The 11,841-nt window shown below is 43.1% G+C and carries 13 protein-coding genes; 4 read left to right on the top strand and 9 right to left on the bottom strand.

Features of this window, described 5'->3' with window-relative positions; all coding sequences use genetic code 11:
* The first annotated feature begins 16 nt into the window (after window positions 1-16).
* Complete coding sequence (gene lpdA, locus OCU30_RS10080; RefSeq protein ID WP_077315741.1) at window positions 17-1,441, top strand: dihydrolipoyl dehydrogenase; 1,425 nt, start codon at window positions 17-19, stop codon at window positions 1,439-1,441.
* 105 nt (window positions 1,442-1,546) lie between these two features.
* On the opposite strand, the gene OCU30_RS10075 is transcribed toward lpdA, so the two are convergent.
* Entirely contained in the window at window positions 1,547-2,164 is a 618-nt protein-coding gene (locus tag OCU30_RS10075; protein WP_077315740.1) for a LuxR/HapR/OpaR family quorum-sensing transcriptional regulator, read from the bottom strand.
* Between the two features lie 325 nt (window positions 2,165-2,489).
* On the opposite strand from OCU30_RS10075, the gene hpt reads away from it, so the two are divergent.
* On the top strand, window positions 2,490-3,020 hold the full coding sequence (gene hpt / locus OCU30_RS10070; RefSeq protein ID WP_077315739.1) for a hypoxanthine phosphoribosyltransferase: 531 nt from the start codon (window positions 2,490-2,492) through the stop codon (window positions 3,018-3,020).
* 82 nt (window positions 3,021-3,102) lie between these two features.
* Here the strand turns inward: hpt and can are convergent, their stop codons facing one another.
* Window positions 3,103-3,771, bottom strand: coding sequence for a carbonate dehydratase (can, locus tag OCU30_RS10065; RefSeq protein WP_077315738.1), 669 nt, complete (start codon window positions 3,769-3,771; stop codon window positions 3,103-3,105).
* Between the two features lie 235 nt (window positions 3,772-4,006).
* Between can and OCU30_RS10060 the strand changes: the two genes are divergently transcribed.
* Both OCU30_RS10060 and OCU30_RS10055 read left to right on the top strand, forming a co-directional pair.
* On the top strand, window positions 4,007-4,921 hold the full coding sequence (locus OCU30_RS10060; protein ID WP_077315737.1) for an ABC transporter ATP-binding protein: 915 nt from the start codon (window positions 4,007-4,009) through the stop codon (window positions 4,919-4,921).
* 8 nt (window positions 4,922-4,929) lie between these two features.
* Window positions 4,930-5,700, top strand: coding sequence for an ABC transporter permease (locus tag OCU30_RS10055; protein ID WP_077315736.1), 771 nt, complete (start codon window positions 4,930-4,932; stop codon window positions 5,698-5,700).
* Window positions 5,701-5,754: 54 nt separating this feature from the next.
* Here OCU30_RS10055 and panC read toward each other — a convergent pair whose 3' ends face one another.
* The 7 genes from panC to sfsA all read right to left on the bottom strand — a co-directional run bounded on the left by panC (window position 5,755) and on the right by sfsA (window position 11,798).
* Window positions 5,755-6,645 carry a pantoate--beta-alanine ligase gene (panC, locus tag OCU30_RS10050; protein WP_077315735.1) on the bottom strand — a complete coding sequence of 297 codons (891 nt, stop codon included), beginning with the start codon at window positions 6,643-6,645 and terminating at the stop codon, window positions 5,755-5,757.
* A gap of 10 nt (window positions 6,646-6,655) precedes the next feature.
* Entirely contained in the window at window positions 6,656-7,450 is a 795-nt protein-coding gene (gene panB, locus OCU30_RS10045; protein ID WP_077315734.1) for a 3-methyl-2-oxobutanoate hydroxymethyltransferase, read from the bottom strand.
* A 27-nt stretch (window positions 7,451-7,477) separates the two neighbouring features.
* Entirely contained in the window at window positions 7,478-7,963 is a 486-nt protein-coding gene (gene folK, locus OCU30_RS10040) for a 2-amino-4-hydroxy-6-hydroxymethyldihydropteridine diphosphokinase (RefSeq protein WP_077315733.1), read from the bottom strand.
* Window positions 7,960-9,333, bottom strand: a complete 1,374-nt coding sequence (gene pcnB, locus OCU30_RS10035; RefSeq protein WP_077315732.1) for a polynucleotide adenylyltransferase PcnB — start codon at window positions 9,331-9,333, stop codon at window positions 7,960-7,962. Before pcnB ends, folK begins: the two co-directional genes overlap by 4 nt.
* A 113-nt stretch (window positions 9,334-9,446) precedes the next feature.
* Entirely contained in the window at window positions 9,447-10,316 is an 870-nt protein-coding gene (gene gluQRS, locus OCU30_RS10030; protein ID WP_077315731.1) for a tRNA glutamyl-Q(34) synthetase GluQRS, read from the bottom strand.
* Window positions 10,317-10,469: 153 nt separating this feature from the next.
* On the bottom strand, window positions 10,470-10,916 hold the full coding sequence (gene dksA, locus OCU30_RS10025; RefSeq protein ID WP_077315730.1) for an RNA polymerase-binding protein DksA: 447 nt from the start codon (window positions 10,914-10,916) through the stop codon (window positions 10,470-10,472).
* A gap of 123 nt (window positions 10,917-11,039) precedes the next feature.
* A complete protein-coding gene (gene sfsA / locus OCU30_RS10020) occupies window positions 11,040-11,798 on the bottom strand; it encodes a DNA/RNA nuclease SfsA (protein WP_077315729.1) in 759 nt (252 codons plus the stop codon).
* Between the last annotated feature and the right edge of the window lie 43 nt (window positions 11,799-11,841).

The following is an 11,841-nucleotide window of genomic DNA, read 5'->3' as shown; positions in this document are numbered from 1 at the left end:
ACTACAAGAGGTCGAAATGAGCAAAGAAATAAAAGCCCAAGTTGTTGTACTTGGTGCCGGTCCTGCTGGTTACTCCGCCGCCTTCCGTTGCGCAGACTTAGGTCTAGATACGGTTCTCATCGAACGTTATAACACCCTAGGTGGTGTATGTCTTAACGTTGGTTGTATTCCTTCAAAAGCATTGCTTCACGTTGCTAAAGTGATTGAAGAAGCAAAAGCGCTTTCTGAGCACGGCATCGTGTTCGGTGAACCATCGACAGATATCGATAAGATTCGTCTATGGAAAGAGAAGGTAATTAACCAACTTACTGGCGGTCTTGGCGGTATGGCTAAGATGCGTAAAGTTAACGTAGTTAACGGTCTTGGTCAGTTTACTGGCCCTAACACTATCGAAGTGGATGGTGAAGAAGGTAAGACGGTTGTTAACTTTGATAATGCGATTATCGCCGCTGGTTCTCGTCCAATTAAATTGCCGTTCATTCCACATGAAGACCCACGTATTTGGGATTCTACCGATGCTCTAGAACTGAAAGAAGTTCCAGAAAAACTGCTTATTATGGGCGGTGGTATCATCGGTCTAGAAATGGGTACCGTGTACGATGCACTTGGTTCACAGGTCGATGTGGTTGAAATGTTTGACCAAGTCATTCCTGCTGCCGATAAAGATGTAGTAAAAGTCTTTACTAAGCGTATTTCTAAGAAATTCAACCTAATGCTAGAGACGAAAGTGACAGCGGTTGAAGCAAAAGAAGACGGTATCTACGTTTCAATGGAAGGCAAAAAAGCACCAGCAGAAGCTGAGCGCTATGATGCTGTTCTTGTTGCTATCGGTCGTTCACCGAACGGTCAATTGCTTGCCGCTGATCAAGCAGGCATTGAAGTTGATGAGCGTGGCTTTATTAACGTTGATAAGCAAATGCGTACTAACGTACCACACATCTATGCGATTGGTGATATTGTTGGTCAACCTATGTTGGCTCACAAAGGTGTGCACGAAGGTCACGTTGCGGCAGAAGTGATTTCTGGTAAGAAACACTACTTCGATCCTAAGGTTATCCCATCAATCGCTTATACCGATCCAGAAGTTGCTTGGGTTGGTAAAACAGAGAAAGAAGCGAAAGCGGAAGGTATCAACTACGAAACCGCTATTTTCCCATGGGCTGCTTCAGGCCGTGCGATTGCTTCTGACTGTGCAGATGGTATGACTAAGCTTATCTTTGATAAAGATACACACCGTGTTATTGGTGGCGCAATCGTTGGTGCTAACGGTGGTGAGCTACTAGGTGAAATTGGTCTTGCGATTGAAATGGGTTGTGATGCAGAAGATCTTGCATTGACTATCCATGCACACCCAACGTTACATGAATCTGTTGGTCTTGCTGCCGAAGTATTTGAAGGGTCAATTACTGATCTACCGAATGCAAAAGCGAAAAAGAAATAAATTTTCTTAGCAAGCAGATACAAAAAACCGCTGTTAATAACAGCGGTTTTTTTTGTGTTAACTAACGTGAGACCAAGTGTTAGAAAGCACGTTAAGGTCTATTTATTAGCTTTCTTTTGCGTAGATACATAACATATCTAAGTAGTTGTCCACTAGCTGGTGAACACTATGTTCGTTGGGGACGCGGTTCGTTTGTACAAACAGAGAATAGCAAAGGCCATGGAATAGCGTCGCCATGTCCTCTGCCGCGTAGCGATTATCTAGCTCACCACGCTCAATGGCTTTAGTGAACATATTTTTCAGCAGCAGTTGATTTGTATGGTTCGAGGATACAAAGAGAGGCCATACTTCTTCACGGGTAGAGGCACTCCATTCAAACCAGACTTTCAGCCAGTGACAATCGTCAATTGCAAGGTCCACAATACCGTCAGCAATGTTTTTTAGATTTTGACGTGCATGCAAATCAAGATCGATATTATCAGTTAAAAAGTTAGAGAATTGACGGACCACAAATGTCAGTACATCGTCGACTAAGTCTTCTCTGGTTGGGAAATAGTTAAAGACAGTCGCGACTGATACTTGTGCAATTTCGGCGATATCAGCATGACCGCCACGTCCAATTCCCCGTTTTGCAAAAACTTCGAGCGCAATTTCCATTAACTGATGTTTACGCTTTTGAGGGGATAAGCGGGTACGCGGCCGCCTTTCGATAGAAGCATCCATATTATTAATCCTTTGCCTTGATTACTTACGTTGTTATTTGAATGGAACTTGATACTAGTAATTATTTTATTTTTTAGTGTCTATAAGAGTGTACTGATGCATATTTATAAGGTCAATCAAATACGTATTCTTGGGATGTTTTTCATCGAATTTTGTACCAATTATCAGTATTTACCATCAAGTTCCCGTGGTTTGCAGAGGAAATAATTTCCTCATAAGAGTGAGAATGATACTATACGGCGTTCAATATTTGGAGTTATTTTGGGCAACATAATGGCCTTTTCGTGGTCAAAAATAGCTTCTAGACTAATCATACGAGAGCAGAATGAAACATAAAGTTGAAGTGATGATCTCTGAGCAAGATGTTCAGAAGCGCGTTCAAGAGTTGGGTAAAGAAATTTCTCAGCACTATAAAAATAGCGAAAACTTGGTATTGGTCGGGTTATTGCGCGGTTCTTTTGTATTTATGGCTGATTTAGCCAGAGCTATCGACATTAACCATCAAGTCGATTTTATGACCGCTTCTAGCTATGGTAATGGCATGGAAAGCTCGCGCGATGTGCGTATCTTGAAAGATCTTGATGATGATATCCAAGGTAAAGATGTGCTACTGGTCGAAGATATTATTGATACAGGAAATACACTGACTCGAGTGAAAGAGTTTTTGATGCTAAGAGAGCCCAACTCGATAGATATTTGTACCTTGCTAGACAAACCCTCTCGCCGCGAAGTCACCGTTGACGTGAAGTGGATCGGTTTCTCGATCCCTGATGAATTTGTTGTTGGGGTCGGGATTGATTACGCGCAAAACTATCGCCACTTACCCTATATCGGTAAGGTTGTCCCACTAGAATGATTGATAACCTGCAGCTGTGAGAAAGCATGGCTGCAGGTGTTGTTTTAGAAAGGGGGCGTGACGTAGTGTTAAAGACATAGTGCTAACGACATAATAAGGTGTGATCGTGATTAAGAATACGCTTCATTGCCTGCTTATAGCTATCTTCTACGGTTTGCGGTGAGTTTGAACGTACCCCTAAATATTCCAAATGTCCGTCGTCAATACCATATACCACGCCATGCAGTTCGACATCTTGTCCTTGTTCCCAAGCGCTTTGTAGTATTGTTGAATTACCTAAGTTATAGACTTGCTCAGCGACGTTGATTTCAGCCAATTTATCGGATTGTTCCATGCCCGACATCGCATCCAAATAAATCCGATGCTTAAAATACAGATCGCGAATATGCAATAACCAGTTATTAATCAGTCCGAGCTTAGGGTTTTCAATGGCGGCGGTAATACCTCCGCAGCCGTAATGCCCACAAATAATGATATGCTTCACTTTAAGAACATCAACGGCGTACTGAACCACAGACAGGCAATTTAAGTCAGTATGGATAACTTGGTTGGCGACATTACGGTGGACAAATAATTCACCGGCAAAAAGCCCTGTTAAACGTTCCGCGGGAACACGGCTATCAGAGCACCCAATCCATAAAAAATCTGGATTTTGTCCTTGTGCTAAGGTCGTAAAATACCCAGGAGTTTTCGCCTTAATTGAGGCCGACCATTTAGAGTTGTTGTCGAATAATTGCTTTAATTCTGGCATGTTACTTCCCTCGTCAATACATCAACTATACACAATCTCTGCATCGCAAGCTGTAATTTTTAATAATGATTAAATGATTTAGTTAATTTTTATGCAGATACTTTTCTCAGGGATTAATCTTTGTGCTTTTTTATGTTGCTACGGTAGAATCTAACCATAGTCCAGTGAAACCGATTATAATAGAGACTTTGTAAGCTCGGAGCAGCAGGTTCCATTCATCAACCATGAGAGTGATATGTACGCTTTAGAATTAGAACAATTGCGTAAAACGTATTCTGGGGGATTTGAAGCCTTAAAAGGCATCAGTCTACAAGTAGAAAAAGGCGATTTTTACGCATTATTAGGGCCAAATGGCGCAGGTAAATCGACCACCATCGGTATCATTTCTTCTTTAGTCAATAAAACATCTGGCCAAGTAAAAGTCTTTGGCTACGACATTGATAAAAATTTAGAACTTGCCAAACAAAAGATTGGTTTAGTCCCACAAGAGTTTAACTTTAATCCTTTTGAAACCGTTGAACAGATTGTGATGCAACAAGCGGGTTACTATGGCGTCAAAAAGGAGCTTGCGAAGGAAAGGGCGAAAACGTATTTGTCTCAGTTAGATTTATGGGGTAAACGCAATGAACGAGCTCGTAATCTTTCTGGTGGTATGAAACGCCGCTTAATGATCGCACGTGCATTAATGCATGAACCAGAGCTGCTGATTTTAGATGAGCCAACCGCTGGGGTAGATATTGAGCTACGCCGCTCAATGTGGGAGTTCATTGAGCGTATTAACCGTGAGAATGGCATTACGATTATTTTAACGACGCACTATTTAGAAGAAGCCGAAAGTTTATGTCGTCACATTGGTATTATTCATCACGGTGAGTTGATTGAAAATACGACGATGAAAGGTTTACTCAGCAAGCTTGCAGTAGAAACATTCATTCTGGATGTGGATAGTACGGAGTCGCTTGGCGAGTTACAAGGCGTGCGTAAGCAAACCATCACCGATGGTTCGATTGAAATCGAATTAGAAAAATCTCAAGGGCTAAACCATGTCTTTGCCCAATTAACTGAGAAAAATATCACCGTATTATCAATGCGTAATAAAGCGAACCGTTTAGAAGAATTGTTTGTCGGTATTATTAACGGAGAAAGGTAGTCAGCGTTATGTATCAAATATATTGGACTGCTTTTTGCAGTTTATTACGAAAAGAAGTAAAGCGTTTTATGCGTATTTGGGTACAAACCATTGTGCCTCCTGCAATTACAATGACGCTGTACTTTATTATTTTTGGTAATTTAATTGGTTCGCGTATAGGCCAAATGCATGGTTTTAGCTATATGGAGTATATTGTTCCTGGCTTAATCATGATGTCGGTAATTACGAACTCGTATTCTAATGTCGCCTCTTCCTTTTTTAGTGCTAAGTTTCAGAAAAATATCGAAGAGTTGTTGATAGCGCCCGTACCGACGTATGTCATTATTTTGGGATACGTGATGGGCGGCGTTTGTCGAGGTTTACTGATTGGTGCTTTGGTTACTGGAGTTTCACTGTTTTTTGTGGATTTGCACATTCAACATTGGTGGATCATCATTGCGACGGTGTTTATGACGTCCGTTGTGTTTGCCTTAGGCGGTTTAATTAACGCTATTTTTGCCCGTTCATTTGATGATATCTCTATTGTGCCAACGTTTGTGTTAACCCCTTTAACTTATCTAGGCGGGGTGTTTTACTCGATCAGCTTATTGCCAGAACTTTGGCAAGGTGTGTCTAAAATCAACCCGATTGTTTATATGGTTAACGCATTCCGTTACGGGTTTTTAGGTGTGTCTGATGTGGGAATTGGAACATCATTTAGTGTGCTAGTACTGTTTGTTTTAGGCTTGTACAGTACTTGTCATTATCTATTAGCCACGGGGCGTGGTATTCGTAGCTAAAGACAAGGCGCTAATGTTATCAAGGCCACCTCATGGTGGCCTTTTTCATCTGAGTTATTCGAGATCCGTAGCGGCCGCTTCTTTTTTAGGTTCCGAGTTTAGATCAATGACTTGATTATCGATTAAGCGGACATCCCCCAAATAAGCTGACATTAATATGACCGCTTGAGTGCTTGTTTCAGCGACTGGCTCTAATGTTTTAGCATCGCGTATATGAATTTCATCTGGCTCTATATCTGCCGCGCGAAGTTGATCTTGTGCATCTTCTACCAATGATGCAAAGTCGCGTCGTCCACCACGTAAGGCACTGCATACCCAACGCATTGTTCTTGAAATTGCTGGTGCTCGCTGACGATCATCGATCGATAAACGGCTGTTACGAGAACTCATCGCGAGTCCATCAATTTCCCGCGCTGTAGGCACATTAATGATGGTGATGTCCATACACAGATCAGTCACCATCTGACGAATTATCGCCAGTTGCTGATAGTCTTTTTCACCAAAACACGCTACATCTGGCTGAATGATATTAAACAGCTTACCAACAATCGTTGTCACACCACGAAAATGGCCTGGGCGTGCCGCGCCTTCTAAAATAGAAGATAAACCGGGTACATCAATAAAGGTTTGTTTATCCATACCTTGCGGGTACATGGTGTCTGGCGTCGGGGTAAAGACTAATGTTGCGCCAGTTTGCTCCAGCTTATTGATATCGGCTTCTAGAGTGCGTGGATAGCGGTTAAGATCATCGCTATTATCAAACTGTAGTGGATTGACAAAGATGCTGACAATAACGATATCAGCTTGCTCATGGGCCTTTTTTACTAAGTTTAAATGGCCTTCATGCAGATTGCCCATCGTTGGAACCAAAGCAATACTGTGTCCATCTTTCTTATACTGTTTGATCTGTTCACGCAGGGCTGAAATTTCAGCATAAGTTTGCATGCATGACTCCTTAAGCTAGGGTATGTGTAGCATCAGGAAACTGTCCTTTGGCTACTTCATCAATGTATTGTGCCACGGCCTTTCTTATATCGCCGCTGGCGGCAAGATAATTTTTCGAGAATTTAGGCATATAGTTGGCTGATATTCCGAACATATCATGCATAACAAGGATTTGTCCGTCAGTATGACAGCCGGCACCGATACCGATGACCGGAATGGTAAGAGATTGAGTGATCAGTGCGGCTAGCGTCGCAGGGACGCATTCAAGTACGAGCATTTGTGCGCCTGCTGCTTCAAGCGCGAGTGCTTCATCGAGTAAACGATCTGCTTGTTCTTGCTCTCGGCCCTGCACTTTATATCCACCATAAATATTGACAGATTGCGGTAATAAACCAAGATGAGCACAAACAGGTACAGAGCGTTGTGTCAGCATGGTAATGGTATCGGCTAACCAAGCGCCACCTTCTAGTTTGACCATATTTGCCCCTGCCTGCATAAGTGGCATAGCATTTTGGCAAGCTTGCAGTGGTGTAGCAAAACTCATAAACGGCATATCGGCGATGAGAAGACTGTTTGGACTGCCTGCTCTCACTGAGCGAGTGTGGTAGGCCACCTCGTCGACAGTGACGGCCAGTGTGTCTTTATTGCCTTGTAAAACCATACCAAGAGAATCGCCGACTAAGAGTACCGGCATGTTTTGGCTTTCAAACAGTTGTGCGAAGCTGGCATCGTAGGCGGTGACGCTCGCAAACTTGTATCCCTGAGCCTTCCATGCGCGCAGGTCATTCATCGTGATAGGTTTCATGGTATGTTTTCCTTACATGTTGACGCTTTATGCGCGCCAAATACTCAAGCCATTACGCGGTACTGTAGAGAGTACCGATTGGAGAGAGACGCCATCAGGAAGTTGTAATTCAGGGGCAATTTCAGCCAGTGGATAGAGAACAAACTCCCTTTGTCTCATGCCGTAATGAGGAACCGTGAGACGCTCATTGTCGATAGTTTGTTGGCCATAGAGAATGATATCCAAATCCAACGTGCGCGGCCCCCAGCGTTCATCTTTACGTACGCGTCCATGTTCTTGCTCAATTGCTTGCGTGCTATTGAGTAATTCCATAGCCGATAAGTCCGTCTTGATCTCAACCACGGCATTAATGTAATCCGGTTGATCTTGCGGCCCCATCGGCGTACTACTGTACAAGGAAGACACGTTCAAAAACTGCGACTGAGGCAGAGTTTTCAAAGCCTCAATCGCGTTTTTTGTTTGTTGAACCGGGTCGCTAAGATTACTGCCGATAGCAATATATGCGGTGATCATGAATCGGTTTTACTCTTTTTCTTTTTATGTGGTGTTTTACGTCGGCGAGGGCGTGTTTTATTGGACTTACCTTTGCCGAGATCATTCACCATTGTTTCACGTACAGTGCGGCCTGAAGATTGGAAACTGTCCCACCATTTGGCCAGCTCTTGTGTTTCGCCGCCTTCAATTTCTCCACGCATTTGTAAGAAATCAAAGCCAGCTCGGAATTTATTTAATTCCATCAAGCGGAAGGCACGTTTACCATTACGACGAGGCAGACGTAACTGTAGCTGCCAGATCTCGCGGATGGTTGAGGTATGACGGCGCGGAATCGCAATACTTTTTACCATGCGATCGAGTATGCGGTTACTCGCTTCCATTACCGCATCATAATGATTCAGTTCATTCTCAGCCATAAGTAACTGAGCTTGATCCATCATTGGGTACCATAACATCGCGGCAAACATAAATGCTGGGTTGATACGCTTGTTATCTTCTATACGCATATCCGTTGAATCAAGCGATAAATCGAGCATTTGTTCCGTTAAGCTTTCATGCTCTTGGGTAAAGTGCTCGGCAACCACAGGGAACAACTGTTGAAAAAGCTCGTACTCACGCATCAAATGATAGGTTTCTAAACCATGCCCCGATTGCAGTAGCTTTAATGACTCTTCATACAGGCGTGCAGACGGAATTTCACGTAGCAGTGATGCTAAACGTTCAATTGGCTCAGCGGTATCTTCTTCAATATCGAAATCTAATTTGGCTGCAAAACGGATCGCCCTTAGCATACGGACGGGGTCTTCGCGATAGCGAGTCTCAGGATCGCCAATTAAACGAACTAAGCGATCTTCAAGATCTTCAATCCCCCCTGCATAATCATGAATGCTAAAGTCGGCAATATTGTAGTACATCGCGTTGATAGTGAAATCACGACGCTCTGCATCTTCATCCTTGGTACCGTAGACATTGTCTCGAAGTAGCATACCTTTATCAGATTGAGCAGATAGCTGAGAGGTGTCGGTATCTGGCTCCGCGTGATGCCCGCGAAATGTTGCCACTTCAATAATATCGCGGCCAAACATAATATGAGCCAAACGAAAGCGGCGACCTATCAAGCGACAGTTACGAAATAGCTGACGAATTTGCTCAGGTGTGGCATTCGTGGTGACATCAAAATCTTTTGGTGTACCTTTAAGGAGTAGGTCGCGTACGCCACCTCCCACTAAGTATGCTTCATATCCAGCACCATGCAGTCTGTACAGGACCTTTAAGGCATTTTCACTAATCGACTTGCGTGACACGCTGTGCTCTTCACGCGTGATTATATTCAACGCTAAGTTGGGATATACGCGATGCTCGCGAGGTTGTAAATCTTTGTTATTCATCTGTATTCGGCAATGATTGATAGGGCGGATTTCACGTCTCTGACTCAAATGCATTGTGACGGAAACGGCGCGAATTTGTGGCTAATAATAGCCTAGTCAATCCCATTTGAGAATCATACGATAATATGGTTCTTTGTTGGCAATTGTTGTATACACCAGTTTTTGATGCCCCACTGGAGCATATCTTCAATACTGCTGCTGAGAAAATCTTTTGGCAAATCAAAACCTAAAAACTCCATAGCCCGCATTAATGTCGGTTTTGCTTGAGTTGTTTTAATCGGCTTAGCATGATTTTGCTTGGAAAATTTTTTTCCATTTTCATCCATGGCCAAAGGCAAATGCAGGTAGCTAACCGGTGTTTGACCTAAGGTTTGATATAGGCTGATTTGTCGTCCGGTTGGTTCGATTAAATCGGCACCTCGCACGACTTCTGTCACTCCTTGCTCAATATCGTCGATAACCACGGCAAGGTTATAGGCGAAGTAGCCATCACGACGCTTAATAATAAAGTCCTCGTGGGCGAGCGCGCTAGGAATGGTGATATTGCCCTGATGTAAATCTGTAAACGACTCTACAGGATTCTGCATAAATAAGCGAATAGAGAGACCGGGAGTAGGTAAGAGTTTGCTATGTCGGCAGTGCCCTAAATAGAAACCACCATCGGCTTTAATTTGTTTGCGAGTACATTGACAGCAATAGGCTTGATGGCGATTAAGCCAAGTATCGATTTGTGCTTGATAATGTTCATGACGCTGACTTTGATACATCACAGCACCGTCCCATTCAAGACCGAACTGTTCTAATGTTTTTAAGATAGCGGTAGACGCGCCAGGCATTTCTCTAGGTGGATCGAGATCCTCAATACGCATTAACCATTGTCCATCATGAGCCTTGGCTTGGAAATAACTACCGAGAGCGGCAATAAGAGAGCCAAAGTGGAGTAGACCGGATGGTGATGGAGCAAAGCGACCAACGTAATTCATAACTTTTTCAGGGGGATAAATACGATTTAAGTCCTATTATAACGCAATGAGGGCCAAGGTGCAGCACTAAGCTAGGTCACTGATACTTAATACAGCTCGGACTCAATACAGCAAGAGAAATGGGAGCATTTCGCTCCCATTTTCTCTCAGGTATTAACCTAACATTTGTTTTTCTTTTATCTCAGCAAGTGTTTTACAGTCAATACATAAATCTGCGGTTGGTCGTGCTTCAAGACGACGTACGCCAATTTCTACACCACATGATTCACAGAAGCCAAAATCGTCTTCAGTGATTTTATCGAGTGTTTTTTCAATTTTTTTAATCAAACGACGTTCGCGATCGCGGTTACGCAGTTCTAGGCTAAACTCTTCTTCCTGTGAAGCACGGTCAACAGGATCAGGGAAGTTTGAGGCTTCATCCTGCATGTGATGCACAGTGCGGTTTACTTCAGCTCTTAATTGATCACGCCAAGCTTCAAGAATTTTTGTAAAATGAGCCAATTGTTCAGGTGACATGTACTCTTCACCTGCTTTTTCTTGGTATGGCTCAACACCAGCAATGGCTAGGATGCCTAGCGTTTTCTTTTTGGACTCAAGCATACAGCATCTCCTACTAACACCTAGTCAACTGCATAAGCAGTATTATTTAAGGCGGGTATCTATAGCAAAAAGAAGGTAGAGTAGCAATTACTCATTGTCAAAATTGTTGCAGGTGTGAACCAATCAACAAGTTTTTGGTATATGAGGTATGAATTCTATCGGAGAAACCAATGTGATTTCATCTTTACAGAATGCTGCTTTGTAACAAAGCACCTCAACACCAGCTTCTAGTGCCATGAATAATAATTGTGAATAATCCGCGTCTATATGGAGCGCAGGAGAGACTTTTTCAATCCCTGAATGCAAAACAACATACAAAAGTACTGCTCTGCTCCCACTTTTCGACATTTCCATGAGTTCACGTAGATGTTTTTGTCCCCGCGTTGTCACGCTATCGGGGAAAAAACCTTGGCCTATAGTGGCGTTTTTCGTGGAGTTTGCCAAATTATTTTCGTCAAGCAAGGTAACACTTTTGACTTCAACATAGCAGTTTGCTTGGTTTGTATCGGTTAATAATATGTCGATACGACTGTTTTCCTGTCCGTAACGTACTTCTGTCTTCAACGTTTCGTAGGTTTGAAGTTCCTTAATGGTTCCGTTATTGATGGCCTCGACAGCAAGGTGATTGGCAAGGCTAGTATTTACCGCAATATGATGGCCTGCAGGTGTTTCTGTTATCTGCCAACTATGTGGGTATTTACGCTTGGGGTTATCGGAAGTGGAATACCACACCGTTGAACCAGGTTCGGCACACCCCGTCATGGCTCCTGTATTGGCGCAATGCATGGTAATGGATTGGTTATCTTCGGTGGTCACATCCGCAAGAAAACGCTTATAACGTTGAATCAATGTGGCACGTTGTAATGGTGGCGAGAATTGCATAATTCGGTCCAGTGGCTGTATTTATACTGTTTTTCTGTACAAT

The organism is Vibrio palustris, assembly GCF_024346995.1.
GTDB lineage: Bacteria > Pseudomonadota > Gammaproteobacteria > Enterobacterales > Vibrionaceae > Vibrio > Vibrio palustris.
The sequence above is the reverse complement of the archived record's forward strand: the minus strand, read 5'-3'. Positions and strand labels throughout refer to the sequence as shown.

What these genes read in the sequence shown, in the direction of transcription:
- lpdA (WP_077315741.1), top strand. Translation starts at nt 17, where the DNA reads ATGAGCAAAGAAATAAAAGCCCAAGTTGTTGTACTTGGTGCCGGTCCT.
- panB (WP_077315734.1), bottom strand. Translation starts at nt 7,450, where the DNA reads ATGAAACCTATCACGATGAATGACCTGCGCGCATGGAAGGCTCAGGGA.
- folK (WP_077315733.1), bottom strand. Translation starts at nt 7,963, where the DNA reads ATGATCACCGCATATATTGCTATCGGCAGTAATCTTAGCGACCCGGTT.
- gluQRS (WP_077315731.1), bottom strand. Translation starts at nt 10,316, where the DNA reads ATGAATTACGTTGGTCGCTTTGCTCCATCACCATCCGGTCTACTCCAC.
- sfsA (WP_077315729.1), bottom strand. Translation starts at nt 11,798, where the DNA reads ATGCAATTCTCGCCACCATTACAACGTGCCACATTGATTCAACGTTAT.
- hpt (WP_077315739.1), top strand. Translation starts at nt 2,490, where the DNA reads ATGAAACATAAAGTTGAAGTGATGATCTCTGAGCAAGATGTTCAGAAG.
- OCU30_RS10075 (WP_077315740.1), bottom strand. Translation starts at nt 2,164, where the DNA reads ATGGATGCTTCTATCGAAAGGCGGCCGCGTACCCGCTTATCCCCTCAA.
- pcnB (WP_077315732.1), bottom strand. Translation starts at nt 9,333, where the DNA reads ATGAATAACAAAGATTTACAACCTCGCGAGCATCGCGTATATCCCAAC.
- can (WP_077315738.1), bottom strand. Translation starts at nt 3,771, where the DNA reads ATGCCAGAATTAAAGCAATTATTCGACAACAACTCTAAATGGTCGGCC.
- panC (WP_077315735.1), bottom strand. Translation starts at nt 6,645, where the DNA reads ATGCAAACTTATGCTGAAATTTCAGCCCTGCGTGAACAGATCAAACAG.
- dksA (WP_077315730.1), bottom strand. Translation starts at nt 10,916, where the DNA reads ATGCTTGAGTCCAAAAAGAAAACGCTAGGCATCCTAGCCATTGCTGGT.
- OCU30_RS10060 (WP_077315737.1), top strand. Translation starts at nt 4,007, where the DNA reads ATGTACGCTTTAGAATTAGAACAATTGCGTAAAACGTATTCTGGGGGA.
- OCU30_RS10055 (WP_077315736.1), top strand. Translation starts at nt 4,930, where the DNA reads ATGTATCAAATATATTGGACTGCTTTTTGCAGTTTATTACGAAAAGAA.